Source organism: Microbacterium songi (genome assembly GCF_042747925.1).
Taxonomy (GTDB): Bacteria; Actinomycetota; Actinomycetes; order Actinomycetales; family Microbacteriaceae; genus Microbacterium.
Genome location: NZ_JBHZIE010000002.1, coordinates 280,512 through 297,745, shown reverse-complemented (window position 1 = coordinate 297,745; position 17,234 = coordinate 280,512). Strand labels below are relative to the sequence as shown.

Annotated in this window: 13 protein-coding genes and 1 tRNA gene; 11 read left to right on the top strand and 3 right to left on the bottom strand. The window is 68.5% G+C overall.

The annotated features are described in order from the left end of the window. The first annotated feature begins 10 nt into the window (after positions 1–10). On the top strand, positions 11–1,459 hold the full coding sequence (pyk, locus tag ACFM35_RS05515) for a pyruvate kinase (RefSeq protein ID WP_378839387.1): 1,449 nt from the start codon (positions 11–13) through the stop codon (positions 1,457–1,459). 132 nt (positions 1,460–1,591) lie between these two features. On the opposite strand, the gene ACFM35_RS05510 is transcribed toward pyk, so the two are convergent. Next, positions 1,592–1,674: transfer RNA gene (locus tag ACFM35_RS05510), tRNA-Leu, on the bottom strand. A 53-nt stretch (positions 1,675–1,727) separates the two neighbouring features. On the opposite strand from ACFM35_RS05510, the gene ACFM35_RS05505 reads away from it, so the two are divergent. Further along, entirely contained in the window at positions 1,728–2,348 is a 621-nt protein-coding gene (locus ACFM35_RS05505; protein ID WP_378839385.1) for an ANTAR domain-containing response regulator, read from the top strand. A gap of 62 nt (positions 2,349–2,410) precedes the next feature. Here ACFM35_RS05505 and ACFM35_RS05500 read toward each other — a convergent pair whose 3' ends face one another. Continuing rightward, positions 2,411–2,839: a hotdog fold thioesterase gene (locus ACFM35_RS05500; protein WP_378839382.1), complete on the bottom strand. Its 429-nt coding sequence runs from the start codon at positions 2,837–2,839 to the stop codon at positions 2,411–2,413. 53 nt (positions 2,840–2,892) lie between these two features. Between ACFM35_RS05500 and polA the strand changes: the two genes are divergently transcribed. From polA to ACFM35_RS05475, 5 genes are all read left to right on the top strand, one after another. Beyond that, positions 2,893–5,532, top strand: a complete 2,640-nt coding sequence (gene polA / locus ACFM35_RS05495) for a DNA polymerase I (protein WP_378839380.1) — start codon at positions 2,893–2,895, stop codon at positions 5,530–5,532. A gap of 64 nt (positions 5,533–5,596) precedes the next feature. Further along, positions 5,597–7,273 carry a DUF885 domain-containing protein gene (locus ACFM35_RS05490; RefSeq protein ID WP_378839378.1) on the top strand — a complete coding sequence of 559 codons (1,677 nt, stop codon included), beginning with the start codon at positions 5,597–5,599 and terminating at the stop codon, positions 7,271–7,273. A gap of 97 nt (positions 7,274–7,370) precedes the next feature. Continuing rightward, positions 7,371–8,420 (top strand): LLM class flavin-dependent oxidoreductase, encoded by a 1,050-nt coding sequence (locus ACFM35_RS05485; protein WP_378839376.1) that lies wholly within the window; start codon positions 7,371–7,373, stop codon positions 8,418–8,420. Positions 8,421–8,544: 124 nt separating this feature from the next. Further along, positions 8,545–9,924, top strand: a complete 1,380-nt coding sequence (locus ACFM35_RS05480) for an MFS transporter (RefSeq protein ID WP_378839374.1) — start codon at positions 8,545–8,547, stop codon at positions 9,922–9,924. Positions 9,925–9,975: 51 nt separating this feature from the next. Then, positions 9,976–10,740: an SGNH/GDSL hydrolase family protein gene (locus tag ACFM35_RS05475; protein ID WP_378839371.1), complete on the top strand. Its 765-nt coding sequence runs from the start codon at positions 9,976–9,978 to the stop codon at positions 10,738–10,740. 270 nt (positions 10,741–11,010) lie between these two features. Here ACFM35_RS05475 and ACFM35_RS05470 read toward each other — a convergent pair whose 3' ends face one another. Further along, positions 11,011–12,495, bottom strand: coding sequence for a CitMHS family transporter (locus tag ACFM35_RS05470; protein ID WP_378839500.1), 1,485 nt, complete (start codon positions 12,493–12,495; stop codon positions 11,011–11,013). 201 nt (positions 12,496–12,696) lie between these two features. Here ACFM35_RS05470 and ACFM35_RS05465 point away from each other — a divergent pair, with 201 nt between their 5' ends. The 4 genes from ACFM35_RS05465 (at position 12,697) to ACFM35_RS05450 (ending at position 17,144) form a co-directional block, all read left to right on the top strand. Beyond that, positions 12,697–14,367 carry a sensor histidine kinase gene (locus tag ACFM35_RS05465; protein ID WP_378839369.1) on the top strand — a complete coding sequence of 557 codons (1,671 nt, stop codon included), beginning with the start codon at positions 12,697–12,699 and terminating at the stop codon, positions 14,365–14,367. Continuing rightward, complete coding sequence (locus tag ACFM35_RS05460; RefSeq protein ID WP_378839367.1) at positions 14,364–15,020, top strand: response regulator; 657 nt, start codon at positions 14,364–14,366, stop codon at positions 15,018–15,020. The genes ACFM35_RS05465 and ACFM35_RS05460 overlap by 4 nt, the downstream gene beginning before the upstream one ends. 42 nt (positions 15,021–15,062) lie before the next feature. After that, entirely contained in the window at positions 15,063–16,034 is a 972-nt protein-coding gene (locus ACFM35_RS05455; protein WP_378839365.1) for a linear amide C-N hydrolase, read from the top strand. Positions 16,035–16,223: 189 nt separating this feature from the next. Further along, a complete protein-coding gene (locus tag ACFM35_RS05450) occupies positions 16,224–17,144 on the top strand; it encodes an AEC family transporter (RefSeq protein ID WP_378839362.1) in 921 nt (306 codons plus the stop codon). The last annotated feature ends 90 nt before the right edge of the window (positions 17,145–17,234 follow it).

Below are 17,234 nucleotides of genomic sequence, written 5' to 3'. Positions count from 1 at the left end.
GCACACACGGATGAGACGCGCCAAAATCGTCGCCACACTAGGTCCCGCCACCTCGAGCTATGAGATGGTCCGCGCGATCATCGAGGCCGGCGTGAACGTGGCACGCATGAACCTCTCGCACGGCGACTACAGCGTGCACGAGGCGAACTTCGCCAACGTGCGCAAGGCCGCCGACGACGCGGGCCAGCCCGTCGCGGTGCTGGTCGACCTGCAGGGCCCGAAGATCCGCCTGGGGAAGTTCGAGAACGGTCCTCACCACCTCGCCGTCGGAGACATCTTCAAGATCACGGTCGAAGACATCCCGGGCACGAAGGAGATCGTCTCGACGACGTTTAAGGGCCTGCCTCAGGACGTGAAGCCCGGTGACTTCCTGCTCATCGACGACGGCAAGGTGCGGGTCGAGGTCGTCGAGACCGACGGCACGGTCGTCACCACGAAGGTCATCGTCGGCGGTCCCGTGTCCAACAACAAGGGCATCAACCTGCCCGGCGTGGCCGTCAACGTGCCGGCGCTGTCCGAGAAGGACGAAGCCGATCTGCGATGGGGTCTGCGCATCGGTGCAGACCTGATCGCGCTGTCATTCGTGCGCAGCGCGAAGGACATCCAGCGCGTGCACGTGATCATGGCCGAAGAGGGACGCCGCGTCCCCGTCATCGCGAAGATCGAGAAGCCGCAGGCCGTCGACAACCTCGAGGAGATCATCGACGCCTTCGACTCGATCATGGTCGCTCGCGGCGACCTCGGTGTGGAGCTGCCGCTGGAGGCCGTGCCCATCGTGCAGAAGCGCGCGGTCGAGCTGTCGCGCCGCATGGCCAAGCCCGTCATCGTCGCCACGCAGATGCTCGAGTCGATGATCAACAACCCGGTGCCCACGCGCGCGGAGACGAGTGATGTCGCGAACGCCGTCCTCGACGGTGCGGACGCGGTCATGCTGTCGGGCGAGACGAGTGTCGGCGACTACCCCGTGGTCGTGGTCGAGACCATGGCGCGCATCGTCGCCTCGACCGAAGACCACGGCCTCGAGCGCATCCCGCCGCTCACGAACAAGCCGCGCACGCAGGGTGGTGCGATCACCCTCGCCGCCATCGAGGTCGCCGACTTCGTCGATGCGAAGTACCTCTGCATCTTCACGGAGTCCGGCGACTCGGCACGTCGTATGTCGCGGCTCCGGCCGAAGATCCCGATGATCGCGTTCACGCCCGAGCCGGCGATCCGTCGTCGCATGGCGCTGACCTGGGGGATCGAGTCGGCTCTCGTCGAGCACGTGACGCACACCGACAAGATGTTCATCCAGGTCGACGACTACCTTCTCGCCAACGACCTGGCGAAGGTCGGAGACAAGGTCGTCGTGATCTCCGGTTCCCCTCCCGGAATCGTGGGATCGACCAACGACATCCGCGTCCACAAGGTCGGCGACGCCGTCCACGGTGCGGCGCCCGTGTACCGCGCCGCGCAGTAGGAAGCACGAAGACGACACGGGATGCCTCGACCGGGGCATCCCGTGTCGTCTTCCGCGTTGCGGGATCCGCCCTGATCTCCCGCGCCGCGCACGCGAAGAGCCGGCCCCTGACGGGGCCGGCTCTTGGACGCGTACCGGTGGTGGGACTCGAACCCACATGCCCTTGCGGGCAACCGATTTTGAGTCGGTCGCGTCTGCCATTCCGCCACACCGGCGGGGGAGGTCGCCCTCCGCACGCTCGCTGACGACGATACCGTAGGATTCAAGAGTGACAGAGCTCGAACAGCCCACAGAGTCGGCGGCATCCGCACCCCGACGCGTCGTCGTCGCCGAGGACGAGTCGCTCATCCGACTCGACATCGTCGAGATCCTCCGAGACAACGGCTACGACGTCGTCGGAGAGGCCGGCGACGGAGAGACCGCTGTGCAGCTGGCCACCGAACTGCGACCCGACCTCGTCATCATGGACGTCAAGATGCCGCAGCTCGACGGCATCAGCGCTGCCGAGAAGCTCAGCAAGAACCACATCGCACCGGTCGTGCTCCTGACCGCGTTCAGCCAGAAGGAACTGGTCGAGCGTGCCAGCGAGGCCGGTGCACTGGCCTACGTCGTCAAGCCGTTCACCCCGAACGACCTCCTGCCCGCGATCGAGATCGCGCTGGCGCGGTACGAGCAGATCATCACGCTCGAGGCCGAGGTCGCCGACATGGTCGAACGCTTCGAGACCCGCAAGCTCGTCGACCGTGCCAAGGGTCTGCTGAACGAGAAGATGGGGCTCACCGAGCCCGAGGCGTTCCGGTGGATCCAGAAGGCTTCGATGGACCGTCGTCTCACGATGCAGGACGTCGCGAAGGCCATCATCGAGCAGTTGGCTCCGAAGAAGGCCTGAACCTCCTCCACCGGCGCTCTGCGTCGGGGCGACGTCCGGTCGCGTCCGCCGTCCGGCCCTGATCAGGCGGCGATGTCCTTGATCATGTTCGTGATGCGGATGGTCGAACAGCGCCGGCCCTGATCGTCGGACACGACTATCTCGTGCACCGTCACGCTGCGACCGAGGTGCAGCGGAACGCACACCCCGGTGACGACGCCGCTGGTGGCCGAGCGCGTGTGGGTGGCATTGATGTCGACGCCGACCGCCAGCCGTCCGGGTCCGGCGTGCAGGTTGGCTGCCATCGAGCCGAGCGATTCCCCGAGCACCACATACGCTCCGCCGTGCATGAGCCCGACGGGCTGCGTGTTGCCCTCGACGGGGAGAGTGGCGACGCAGCGCTCGATCGTGAACTCGAGGAACTCCATGCCCATCTTCTCGGCGAGCGCTCCGACGCCGCGGCGGGCGGCCCACTCCATGGCGTTGATCGACGGATCGGGGGCCTCGGTCATAGCGGCTCCTCTGCGAACGACGGGGTGTCGGCGGGCCTGGCTAGGCTGTTACGGTGACGGACTCCGCAAAGCCTACCCTCCTCGTCGTCGACGGCCATTCGCTGGCCTACCGGGCGTTCTTCGCGCTTCCCGTCGAGAACTTCTCCACGAAAGACGGGCAGCACACCAACGGGATCTACGGATTCCTGGCCATGCTGATCAACCTCATCAAGGCCGAGAAGCCGACCCACCTGGCGGTCGCCTTCGACACGTCGCGTGTCTCTTTCCGCAGCCGCGAGTACCCCGAGTACAAGGCGAACAGGTCTGAATCGCCGAGCGAGTTCAAAGGCCAGATCCCGATCCTTCAGGACTGCCTCGCCGCCATGAGCATCGAGGTGCTGCAGAAGCCCGACGTCGAGGCCGACGACATCCTCGCCACGCTGGCGACGCAGGGCGCGGCATCCGGGTTCGACGTCCTGGTCTGCTCCGGCGACCGCGACACGATCCAGCTCGTCGACGACGACATCACCCTGCTGTACCCCAACGTGCAGGGCGTGTCCCAGCTGAAGCGCTACGACCGTGCCGCGGTGATCGAGCGCTACGGTGTGCAGCCCGAGCAGTACCCCGACATCGCCGCGCTGGTCGGCGAGACCAGCGACAACCTTCCCGGCGTGCCCAAGGTGGGGGAGAAGACCGCCGTGAAGTGGCTCACCCAGTTCGGCTCGCTCGACGCGCTGCTCGACGGGGCCGACACGATCAAGGGCGTGGTGGGCAACAACCTGCGCGAGCACGTCGAGGACGTGCGGCGCAACCGCCGGCTGAACCGCCTGCTGCGCGACGTCGAGCTGCCCCTCGGACCCGCAGACCTCGTGGTCAAGCCGATCGATGCGCAGGCCGTCCGCGACATCTTCGCGCGACTCGAGTTCCGCACCCTCCTGCCGCGCGTCTTCGAGGCCGTCGGCATCGAGGAGGCGATGGCCCCCGAGGTCACCGTGCCGTCGGCCGTGGCCCCTCGACCCGTCGAGCTGACGGCAGCGGATGCCGCGGCGTGGGTCGACGCGGTGACGGGCGACGTGGCGCTCGAGGTGTCGATCGAGTCCGGCAGGCCCGTGCGCATCGGTCTCGCCACCGACGCGGAGGGCGCCGAGGCGACGTGGTCTCCCGAGATCGCGGCGGCGCTCTCGCCCTGGCTGACGTCCGATGCGCCGAAGGTGCTCGGCGACGCCAAGCCGCAGGTCAAGGCGCTGCGACGAGCGGGCATCAGACTCGGGGGACTCGCTTTCGACACGCTGCTGGCCGGCTGGCTGCTGCGGCCGAGCTTCCCCGACAAATCCCTGGCCGATCTCGTGGACCGGTACCTCGGCGAGAAGCTCCCCGAGGCCGACCCGACCCAGCTGGTGCCCGAGACCGAAGGCGCCACCCCGGCTCAACGCGCCTGGTACACGCTCCGGGTGGCGGAGGCGCTGCGTGCGGAGCTGCCGGTCCAGGTGTTCGAAGTGCTGACGGGCATCGAGCTGCCGACACTGCTGGCCCTCGCCGACATGGAGCTGACGGGGGTGGCGGTCTCGCACGCGACGCTGTCGGAGTTCTCGGCCGAGCTCGGGGCGCGGGCCGACCTGATCGCACAGGATGCGTTCACCGCCATCGGACGCGAGGTCAACCTCGGCTCGCCCAAGCAGCTGCAGGAGGTGCTGTTCGAGGATCTCGCGCTGCCGAAGACCCGCAAGACGAAGACCGGGTACTCGACCGACGCCGCGGTCCTCGCCGACCTGCAGGAGAGCAACCCGCACCCGTTCCTCGATCTGCTGCTGCAGCACCGCGAGGCGACGAAGCTGCGTCAGATCATCGAGTCGCTCGACGCGTCCATCGCCGACGATCACCGCGTGCACACGACGTACCTGCAGACCGGCAGTCAGACCGGGCGTCTCTCCAGCACCGATCCGAACCTGCAGAACATCCCCGTGCGCAATGAGGAGAGCAGGCGCATCCGGTCGGCGTTCCAGGTGGGGGCGGGGTACGAGACCCTGCTCACCGCGGACTACTCGCAGATCGAGATGCGCATCATGGCGCACCTCTCGGAGGATCCGGGACTTGTCGAGGCGTTCAACTCGGGCGAGGACCTCCATCGCTTCGTCGGCGCGCGTGTCTTCGGCGTCGACCCGCAGGACGTGACGAGCGCGATGCGCACGAAGGTGAAGGCCATGTCGTACGGGCTCGTGTACGGGCTGTCGGCTTTCGGCCTGTCCAAGCAGCTGCGCATCGAGCAGGCCGAGGCGAAACTCCTGATGACCGAGTACTTCGCCCGCTTCGGCTCGGTGCGCGACTACCTGCGCTCCTCGGTCGAACAGGCGCGCATCGACGGGTACACCGAGACGATCTACGGCCGGCGTCGCCCTTTCCCGGATCTCACGAGCCCCAACCGGGTGCTGCGGGAGAACGCCGAGCGCGCGGCGCTCAACGCGCCCATCCAGGGCAGCGCCGCCGACATCATGAAGATCGCGCTGTTCCACATCCACGAGGACTTCGTGGCCCACGATCTGCGCTCGCGCACGCTGATGCAGATCCACGACGAGCTCGTGGTCGAGATCGCCCCGGGGGAGTGGGACGCCGCGGAACGCATCGTGCGCGAACGCATGGGCGATGCGGCGCACCTCACGGTGCCGCTGGACGTGCAGATCGGCCGTGGCGGCGACTGGAACGCGGCCGGCCACTGACACGGGGAGCGGGCGTCCCGTCGGATGTTTGTCGGGATCGGATCGCGTGCCTAGGCTCGATGACATGACCGAGTCCTCTCGTACCCCCACCCCCGTCGACCAGATCGCGGACGCGTGGGTCGACACCGTCTCCGAATTGGCTCCCACAGCGGCCACCTACATCGGGCGCTTCGAGTTCAACGATCGTTTCGGCGACTACTCTCCTGCGGGGGTGGACGAGCTGGCGCGTCAGGCCCGTTCGACTTTGGCAGCGCTCGACGCAGCGGAGCCGGTGGACGAGATCGACCGCGTGACGCAGGAGGACCTCTCCCGTGAGCTGCGCCTGGACGTCGAGATGCACGATGCCGGGTGGCACCTGCGCGACCTCAACGTGATCGCGTCTCCCGCGCAGGACATCCGCGCCGTCTTCGACCTCATGCCGACGGCGACCGCCGACGATTGGGGCGTGATCTCCACCCGCCTCAAGGTCCTCCCCGGCGCCATCGACGGGTACATCGCCACCCTGCGCGAGGGAATCGCACGCGGCACGGTGCCGGCACGCCGCCAGGTGCGGGAGGTCGTCACCCAGATCGCCCGCTACGCGAGCGACGGCGGATTCTTCGTCGAATTCGCGGGTGGCGCGGCGCCCGAGAACGGCCAGCTGCCGGCATCACTCGCGCGCGATCTGGCTGACAACGCCAACGCCGCGCGTGTCGCCTACGACGAGTTGGCCGCGTTCCTCGCGAGCGACCTCACCGCTGCGGCATCCGAGCACGATGCCGTCGGGCGCGACCTCTACGCACTGCACTCCCGTCGCTTCCTCGGCGCGACGATCGATCTCGACGAGACCTACGAGTGGGGCGTCGAGGAGCTCGCGCGCATGGTCGCCGAACAGGAGTCCATCGCGAACGAGATCACGGCAGGGGCGTCCGTGGAAGAAGCCGTGGCGTTCCTCGAGGCCGACGACACCCACAAGCTGCGCGGCACCACCGAGCTGCAGCAATGGATGCAGGCCACGAGCGACCGGGCGATCGACGAGCTGGGCCGCACACACTTCGACATCCCCGAGCAGATCCGGCGTCTGGAGTGCATGATCGCGCCGACCAACGAGGGCGGGATCTACTACACCGGCCCGACCGACGACTTCTCGCGCCCCGGCCGCATGTGGTGGTCCGTGCCGGAGGGGGTCTCGACGTTCGACACGTGGCGCGAGCTGACGACCGTCTATCACGAGGGCGTTCCGGGGCACCACCTGCAGATCGCGCAGGCCGTGTACAACCGCGCCGAGCTCAACTCGTGGCGCCGCCTTCTGGCTGGAACGTCGGGGCACGCCGAGGGATGGGCGCTGTACGCCGAACGCCTCATGCAGGAGCTCGGGTTCTTGAACGATCCCGCGGACCGGCTCGGGATGCTGGACGGTCAGCGCATGCGCGCGGCCAGGGTCGTCCTCGACATCGGTGTGCACCTCGGAAAACCCCGGCTGGACGGCTCCGGCACCTGGGATGCGGACTATGCCCTCGACTTCATGCGCCGCAACGTGAACATGTCGGACGAGTTCGTGCAGTTCGAGGTCAACCGCTACCTGGGTTGGCCCGGGCAGGCGCCCTCCTACAAGGTCGGGCAGCGCATCTGGGAGCAGGCGCGCGACGACTACGCGCTGCGCAAGGGCGCGGCCTTCCAGATCAAGGAGTTCCACAAGACCGCTCTCGACCTGGGCGGGGTCGGCCTCGACACCCTGCGGACGGCGCTCGCCCGCGCCTGAGAGAGCGCGCTCGGGAATGCTGTGCACCGTTCTGCGTTGGCACAGGGGCACGGTGTATTCACGCGCATAGATCTTCTCTTGAGAAAGAAGGCTTCCCATGGCCATCACGGCTCCCGACCCCGCCGCGATCCAGCTCGGACTCGACACGTTCGGCGATGTGACCCACGATGCGACGGGGCGACCGCTCAGCGATGCGCAGACCATCCGCAACGTCGTGGACCAGGCCGTCCTCGCCGACCAGACGGGGCTCGCGTTCTTCGGTATCGGTGAGCATCATCGGCCCGAGTTCGCGGTCTCGAGCCCCGAGATCGTCCTGGCCGCGGCTGCGGCGCGCACGACGCAGATCCACCTCGGGACGGCGGTGACCGTTCTCTCGTCCGACGACCCCGTGCGGCTGTACGAGAGGTTCGCGACGCTCGACGCGATCTCGAACGGCCGTGCCGAGATCATCCTCGGACGCGGCTCGTTCATCGAGTCCTTTCCGCTGTTCGGGTACGACCTGCGCGATTACGAGACGCTGTTCGAAGAGAAGCTCGGGCTGTTCGCCGAGCTGCTGAAGGAGGATCCCGTGACGTGGCAGGGCACGACGCGCGCGCCGTTGTCGGACGCGAACGTGTTCCCGAAGACCGAGTCCGGCCTCACCGCGTGGATCGGCGTGGGGGGAACGCCCGAGTCGGTTGTGCGCACGGCGCGCTACGACATGGGACTCATGCTCGCGATCATCGGGGGACCGGCCGCCCGCTTCCGCCCGTTCGTCGATCTGTACCACCGGTCCCTGCCGGCCTTCGGTCATGACCCGAAGCCGATCGGCGTGCATTCGCCCGGTCATATCGCCGAGACCGACCAGCAGGCGTGGGACGAGGCGTACCCCGGGTTCGAGGCGATGAACAACACCATCGGCCGCGAGCGCGGATGGCCCACCTACAACCGCCTGCGGTTCCAGCACGATGTGGGCCCCGAGGGATCCGTGTACTCCGGTTCGCCCGAGACGGTGGCGCGCAAGATCGCCGACACGGTAAGGACGCTCGGAGCGACGAGGTTCGACATGAAGTTCTCGAACGGCACCCTCTCGCACGACAAGATGATGAAGTCCATCGAGCTCTACGGCACGCGGGTCGCACCGATGGTGCGCGACCTGCTCGCCTGACGGCCTGTCGAGCGTCGGGGATCCGCCGAGATGCGGATGCCCCGATCAGAACGGTCCGACGTTCGCGGGATCTCCGTCATCCGGACGCGCCGCGCGGGGGCGCGGCATCCGTAGCATGGCGTTCATGACCGATGCCGAACCGCGCGTGGCGACCACGCTGTCCGACCGCCTGGATCGCCTGCCGCTGACGCGCCGGCACGTGCGCGTGCTCACCGGGTCGGGCATCGGCTGGGCGCTGGACGCCATGGACGTCGGACTGATCTCGTTCGTCATCGCGGCGCTGGCCGTGCAGTGGAGCCTGGTCCCCGAGCAGACCGCGTGGATCGCATCCATCGGCTTCGTCGGCATGGCGATCGGCGCGAGCCTCGGCGGACTGCTCGCCGATCGGTTCGGTCGTCGGCAGGTGTTCGCCGTCACCCTGCTCATCTACGGCCTCGCCACCGGGGCGAGCGCTCTTGCCGGTGGCCTCGCCATGCTCCTGGTGTTCCGGTTCTTCGTGGGACTGGGTCTCGGCGCCGAGCTGCCCGTCGCCTCGACATACGTGAGCGAACTCGCGCCGGCGCGCATTCGCGGACGCCTGATCGTCATTCTGGAGGCGTTCTGGGCGATCGGCTGGACGGCGGCGGCGCTGATCGGCTTCCTCGTCATCCCCGGCTCCGACGACGGATGGCGCTGGGCCTTCGCGCTCGGTGCCCTCCCCGCCCTGTACGCGCTGATCGTGCGCTGGGGTCTGCCGGAATCCCCGCGGTGGCTCGAGCGCCGCGGTCGCCACGACGAGGCGGAGGCGGTGGTGCGCTCCTTCGAGGAATCCGCGGAACGCTCGACCGGGAAGACGACGACGGATGCTCGGCCGTCGGTGACCGCGGCATCCGTCGGCGCGCAGCATCCCGTCGCCTCCGGCGCCGCGGCGCGGGTCTCGGCGCTGTGGGCACCGGAGTTCCGCGTGCGGACGGGCGCGTTGTGGCTCGTCTGGTTCTGCGTCAATTTCTCGTACTACGGCGCGTTCATCTGGATCCCGACGATCCTCGTCTCGCAGGGGTACGACCTCGTGCGTTCGTTCGGGTTCACCCTCCTCATCACGCTCGCCCAGCTGCCGGGGTACGCCGTCGCGGCATGGCTGATCGAGGTGTGGGGGAGACGGGCGACCCTGTCGGTGTTCCTGGTGGGCTCGGCCATCGCCGCGATCTTCTTCGGCACGGCGTCCGGAGAGGCGGCCGTGATCGGTGCGGGGATGGCGCTGTCGTTCTTCAATCTCGGGGCGTGGGGTGCGCTGTATGCCGTGACGCCCGAGATGTATCCCACCTCCCTGCGTGCGACCGGCTCGGGATGGGCTGCCGGCATCGGTCGGATCGCGTCGATCATCGCGCCGCTCACGGTGCCTCCACTGCTGGCACTGGGTGGGGCTCCGACACTGTTCGTCGTCTTCGCGGTGTTCTTCGCAGTCGCCGCCGCCGGTGCGTGGGGTCTGGTCGACCGACGAGGCCGCTCGCTCGACGATCGTTAGCGTCCCTCTCTGCGGTTCGTCGCCCGAGTGCACGCGCCGTAGGGTGGGAACGTGGCATCCGTTCGCTTCGTCGCCATCGGCGACTCCTTCACCGAGGGCGTCGGCGACGAGCTGCCCGAGGGTTACGTACGCGGCTGGGCCGACCTGACGGCGCAGGGGTGGGCGACCTCCATGGGCGAGCCGATCGAATACGCCAACCTCGCGATCCGAGGAAGGCTGGTGTGGCCGATCATCGAGCAGCAGCTCGAGCCGGCGCTGGCGCTGAGGCCCACGCATCTGTCGTTCAACGGGGGAGGCAACGACATCCTGCGACCGCGGGCATCGGTCTCGGATATCGCCGACGCGTTCAGCCGGGTGCTGCGCCGGTGCGATGAGGAGGGGGTGCGCCTCATCCTGCTCTCGGGCGCGAACCCGTCGGCGCAGCTACCCATGGGACGGGTGTTCCAGCGTCGAGGCGATCTGCTCAGCGCCGCGGTCCTCGAACGCATACAGGACCGCCCGGATGTCTGTCGTGCGTTCAACTGGCCGGACCGCGAGCTCTCCCAGCCGTCGTTCTGGTCGGCCGACCGACTGCACATGAATGCGCGCGGACACCATCGCGTCGCCGCGCGGGTCCTCGACGCACTCGGCTGCGACGTGCCGGCCGGCTGGTGGTCGCTGCCCGTTCCACCTGCGTCGCTGCGTCCGTCGGGTGCCGCGTACTACCGCGAATACGTCGGTCCGTGGGTGCGGCGTCGCCTCGCCGGCACGTCCTCCGGCGACGGGCGGGCAGCCAAGTACCCCGAGTGGGTCGAGATCGCCCCCGCGTCGGTCTGACGGGCGTCGGTCTGACCGGTCGCATCCCACCGCGGCGCCGCGAACGGTCGACCCGTTGCGCCCCTGCGAACGGTCGACCCGTTGCGCCCCCGCGAACGGTCGCCATGTGCCGCCTCGACGAGGCGACAGACGGCATGTCGCGACCGTTCGCGCGTGTTCGGCGGCGTCGCCCGCCATCGAGCGGTGTTCCGGTGAGCGGTCTTCCGGTGAGCGACGGGAGCCCGCGGCACCGAAGTGCCGCGGGCTCCCGCTGGATCGAGCGCAGGTGATTCAGAAGAACGGAATGACGCCGACGACCACACCGACCAGCAGCATGACGAGCGACACGACGGTCGCCCGCCACAGCACCTTCTTGTGGTGATCGCCGAGGTTCACGCCGGCGAGCGAGACGAGCAGCAGGATGGCGGGCACGAGCGGGCTCTGCAGGTGCACGGGCTGTCCGGTGATCGATGCGCGTGCCATCTCGACGGGAGTGATGCCGTAGTTCGCGGCGCTCTCGGCCAGGATCGGCAGGATGCCGAAGTAGAAGGCGTCGTTCGACATGAAGAACGTCATCGGGATCGACAGGACGCCGGTGATCACGGCGAGGAACTGACCCATCGAGGGCGGCACGATCTCGACGACCCAGTCGGCCATCGCGCTGACCATTCCCGTGCCGTTGAGCACGCCCACCAGGACGCCTGCCGCGAGCACCATCGACACGACGCCGACGATGCTGGGCGCATGCGCCACGATCTCGTCGGCCTGGCCGCGCAGCTTCGGGAAGTTGATGATGAGCGCGAGCGCCGCACCCACCATGAACACATAGGGGAGTGGCATGAGGTCGAGCACCAGGAGCACCATCACCGCCAGCGTGAGCGCGAGGTTCACCCAGATGAGCTTGGGTCGCAGGGTGGCGCGGTTCGGGTCGAGCATCGTGTCGGCCATCATCGTGTCGACGTCTTCGGCCTCGAGGACGGCCGTCTCGGCCGCGCCCGCGCCGACGGGGGTGCGGCCGCCGCGGCGGAGGGTGGGGATGCCGGTGGTCGAGAGCGTCGCCGGTGCGCCCGGCTTGACCTCGGCACCCTTCACGGCATTGGGGGCGAAGAGCTTCTGGCGCCAGCCACCCGTCGCGGCCGGTGCCGCAGACGCAGGAGCAGCGGCGGCAGCGGGGGAGTAGTCCAGCGAGACGAGGCGCTTGCGCTCCCCGAGTCCGAGGAACCACGCGAAGGTGAGCGCCACGATCAGGCCGACCGCGAGCGAAGGCAGCATCGGGACGAAGATGTCGGTCGCTGAGACGCCGAGCGCAGCGGAGGCGCGCACCGTCGGGCCGCCCCACGGGACGATGTTGAGCGTGCCGTTCATCAGGCCCGCGACGCACGTCAGCACCACAGGGCTCATGCCGAGGCGCAGGTAGATCGGCAGCATCGCCGAGGTCGTGATGATGAACGTCGTCGACCCGTCACCGTCGAGTGACACGGCGCCGGCGAGGATGGCCGTACCGAGCACGACCTTCGCCGGGTCGTTGCCGAGGAAGCGAGTGATGAAGCGGATGAGCGGGTCGAAGAGCCCGACATCGATCATGATCCCGAAGAACATGATCGCGAACATGAGCAGCGCAGCGGTGGGTGCGAGGCTTCCGATCGCCTCCATGACCATGTCGCCGAGCCCGAGCCCGGCTCCCGCGAACAGGCCGAAGATCGTCGGCACGATGATGAGGGCGACCATGGGCGTCAGCCGCTTGGTCATGATGAGCACCATGAACGTGAGGATCATGGCGAATCCGAGTATGACGAGCACGTCGACTCCTTCGTCTGTGATGATGCGTGTGCAGAACCGTCGGCGGTTCGCGTTCCGCCGAAGATATTGCAGCGGATGCCGCGGCATCCGGTATCTCGCATTCCTGCAGGTATTGCGCATATCGTGGGTTCTGCGCGTTTCGCTCAATCGACGCGCGTCGGCCGAGCGGAGACGATCATGCGGTTCTCGACGCAGCTGCTCCTCTGGCAGCTCGCGAGCGTCATCGCGGTCGTCGGGGTCTGCACCGCCGTGTTCACCTGGCTCGGCGTGCAGCAGCTGCGAGCAGAAGCCGAGTCGGCGTCGCTGAGCATCGCCCGCACCGTGGCCGCAGACGGGGACGTGCGCGCGCTGGTTGCGCGCTACTCCGCCGACCCGGGGACACCGGAGGCAGACGCATTGCGGGGCGGAGACCTCGAGACGCTCGCCGCCGGCGTCGAACGATCCACCGGTGCGCTGTTCGTGGTGATCACCGATGACCGCGGCATCCGGCTCGCCCACCCCGACCCCGCGCGACTCGGCGAGGAGGTCAGCACCAGCTACGCCGACGCACTGGCGGGCCGCGAGAACGTCGCCTGGGAGTCCGGAACACTCGGCGAGTCCGCCCGAGCGAAGGTGCCGGTCTACGGTCCGGGCACGACGACGCCGGTCGGCGAAGTCAGCGTCGGGTTCGCGCGCGCCAGCGTCTTCGATGATCTGCCGCCGCTCCTCATCGGCGTGGGGGTGGCTGCGCTCCTGGCCCTCGGGATCGGTGCGCTCGTCGCCTTCTTCGTCCGTCGGCGCCTCGAGCGATTGACGCTGGGCGTGCAGCCCGAAGAGCTCGCTGCGCTCGTGCAGAACCAGGCGGCCGTGCTCGACGGGGCGGGGGAGGGCGTCGTCGCGTACACGGTCGACGGACACATCACCGTGGCGAACACGGCGGCGCGCAGACTGCTCGGGCTCGGCGACATCGTGGGACGGGGCATCCGCGATCTCGACCTGCCGGCCGACCTCGTGGCCGCGATGGGCGTTGATTCCGCTCGCGACGCGGACGCTCCGATCGTCCTCGGCGATCACGTGGTGTTCGTCGATGCGCGGCGGGTGTCGAGGGCGGGCCGCGATCTCGGCGTCGTCGTGGTCATCCGCGACCGCACGGACGTCGTCAGACTGAGCGAGCGGCTGGAGAGCGTGGCGACGATGACGAACGCCCTGCGCGCGCAGCGGCATGAGTTCGCCAACCGGCTGCACGTGGCCGCCGGGCTGATCGACGCGCGCCGAGTGACGGATGCCCGTGCCTACCTCGACGAGGTGCTCGAGGTCTCGCGCGCCTCGCCGGCAGAGGGCGACGTCGCCGGAGTGGACGAACCCTTTCTGCGCTCGCTCCTGGAGGCTCTCTCGGTCGACGCCGCGGAAAGGGGCGTTCGCCTGCACGTGGGAGAGCGCTCCCTGGTTCTCGGGCAGGTGGCCGCACCCGAGGATGTCGCCACGGTGCTCGGCAACCTCGTCGACAATGCGATCCGTGCGGCGATCGCCGCGCCCGAACCGCGATGGGTCGACGTGGAGCTGCTCGACGACGGGGACACGCTCGTGGTCACCGTCGCGGATTCCGGCGGGGGAGTGGCGGACGCCGCGTCGCTGTTCGACCGCCTCCCGGGCGTTCCCGATGTGGTTGCCGGCGACGACGTGCACGGACACGGGATCGGCCTCCCGCTCGCGCGCGACATCGCCCGACGGTTCGGCGGAGACCTCTGGCTGGTGGAGCCGGGTGGCGGGGGGAGTGGGGCTGTGTTCACCGCACGCATACCTCGGACGATGGCCGCGGGTGCCTCCGGCGGCGTCTCCTACGAACAAGCTGAAGGAGACGCTCCGTGACGGTCGACGCATACCGGGTGCTGATCATCGATGACGATTTCCGCGTAGGAGGTCTGCACCGCGACATCGTGGCCGGAAGGCCCGGCTTCGCGGCCCTCGAACCCGTGCGCGGCGTACGGGAGGCCCGGGCGGCCGTGCGCGACCAGCAGCCGGATCTGCTGCTCTGCGACGTCTATCTGCCGGACGGTGACGGTATCGGCTTCGTGGCCGAGTCCGACGTCGATGCGATCGTGATCAGTGCGGCGACGGACGCGCCCACCGTCCGCCGCGCCCTGCGGGCAGGCGCGCTCGACTATCTCGTCAAGCCCTTCGATGCCCGCCTGCTCGGCGACCGGCTCGACGCTTATCGTCGTTTCCGGAACGTCCTCGGCGACGACCGCCGCGTGGATCAGGAGACGCTCGAGCGGGCGCTTCAGGTGCTGCGGGGGCGGGAGACCGGCGCGGGCTCCACGGCGCAGCCGGCGACCGAGCGACTCATCCTCGAGCGGCTCGGCGAAGGCGAGGCATCCGCCAACGACATCGCCGAGCGCATCGGCGTCTCTCGCGCCACCGCACAGAGGCACCTCGCCGCCCTGGCGGCCCGCGGTGCCGTCGAGGTGAGTCTGCGCTACGGCACGACCGGGCGTCCGGAGCACCGCTACCGCGGACGGTGAGGGGGAGCGCGACTCCCGCGGGCGTGGGATACGCTCACCGCTATGTGCACGCGGATCCTGTGGAACACGAACGACGTCGCGGTCACGGTCGCACGATGCATGGACTGGCAGGTGAGCGACGAGCCTGAGCTGTGGTTCGTCCCCCGCGGCACCGAGCGTCGGGGTGCACGGGACGCGGCATCCGCCCACTGGACCTCCCGCTACGGCAGCATCGTCACGAGCATGTGGGGGATGGGCACGGTCGACGGCATCAACGATCGTGGCCTCGGCGTGCACGCGCTGTACCTCGATCCGGAGGATGTCTCGTTTCCCGACGACGACGGTCGACCCGCCGTCGCGAACGCCATGTGGGTGCAGTATCTGCTCGACAACTACGCGACCGTGGCGGAGGCGGTCGCCGACATCGATCGCGTGCGCATCACCTCGCCGACATTCCGCGGCATTCAGCTCGGTATCCACATCGCGCTCGAGGACGCGTTCGGGGACTCGGCCGTGATCGAGCCGCTGGACGGTGAACTGGTCGTCCACCACGGGCGGGAGTTCACGGTCATGTCCAATTCTCCGACGCTCGACAAGCAGCTCGAGAACCTCGCGCGCTTCCGTCCGTTCGGCGGTGAACTGCCGCCTCCCGGTGACATCACGTCCTCCGATCGGTTCGTACGGGCGGCCTACTTCCTGCACTACCTGCCCGCGCCCGAGAACGTCGAGGAAGCGGTCGCGGGTGTCTTCCAGCTGATCGCGAACGTCTCGGTGCCGTACGGCGCCCCGTACTCGACGGGCGACGTCTATCCGACCTGGTGGCGTGCCGGAGCTGATCTGACCGATCGCGTCTACTACTTCGGTTCGACGCGGAGCCCGAACATCTTCTGGGTCTGCCTCGACGATCTCGCCGACATTTCCGAGGTGCGCAAGCTCGACCCGCGGGAGCTGACACTCGTGGGCGATCAGACGGCGCACCTGGAGCCGTCGACGCTCGCGTACGGAGTCGACGCGGAAGCCGTCGCTACGCCCTAGGCAGCGCGACGGGGCCAGCATCGGGGAGGGGAGGCCGGTGCGGGCAGGGAGCCCCGATCGGCCCGCCTTCGCCCGAGCTGACATAATGTGCATTATCGGCAAGTGCGGAGAGCGGTTCGACCCCTTCCTGCTCGTGCGCTGACATGGCATGGGCACGGGCGGACGCGCGTGTCCTCCTAAGCTCGAACCATGTGGGAGACGCTGACGGGGTTCGTGGTCGTCGGAGTCGCGATCCTCGTCGGCTACATCATCGGCCGCATCGATCTGCTCGGCGAACACGCACGCCCGGTGCTCAGCCGGCTCACGTTCTTCGTGCTGTCGCCGTTCCTCCTGTTCGTCGTGCTGGCGCAGGCCGATGTGCACACGTTGTTCTCCGCGCTGCTTCCCGTGTCTGCGATCGCCGCTGCGGTCGTCTTCCTGATCTACGGCCTCGTCGCCCGACTCGTGTGGAAGCGGCGTGCCGCCGAGACCGTCATCGGCGCGCTGTCGGCGGGCCAGGTCAATTCGAACAACATCGGCATTCCGCTGTCGTTGTACCTCCTGGGCAGCGCCGCGTATCCCGCGCCCGTGATCCTCATGCAGCTGCTGGTGTTCACGCCCATCTCGCTGGCGATCCTCGACGCGGTCACCAGCGGCCAGCGAGCCCTCCTGCCGATCGTGCGTCGCACGCTGCTCAACCCCATCGTGCTGGGGTCGGCGCTCGGGACGCTCGTGTCCGTCCTCGGCCTCCGTCTCCCGCCGATCGTGATGGACCCCGCGCAGCTCATCGCCAATGCGTGCGTTCCGGTCCTGCTGATCAGCTACGGCATCTCACTCCACGGCCAGAAGGTGCTCGGAGCCTCAGGCCGTCGGCGCGACGTGGTCCTCGCCTCGGCGCTCAAACTCGTCGTGATGCCCGTCGTGGCGTGGGCCGTCGCGGCGCTGGTGTTCCGTCTCTCCCCCGGCGACGTCCTCATCGTCGTCGTGCTGGCGGCCCTTCCGACCGCCCAGAACGTGTTCAACTACTCGCAGCGCTACGGGGTCGGTGAATCGATCTCCCGCGACACGGTCTTCCTCACCACGATCGGGTGCGTACCCGTCCTCCTGGCGGCGGTCGCACTCCTGGGGTGAGCGCGACACGATCGTGTCCTTCGCCGTGGCGTTCGTGATGCGACGACGCCGCGGCGCTACTCTGGGGTGGGAATTCCCAGTCAACTCCCA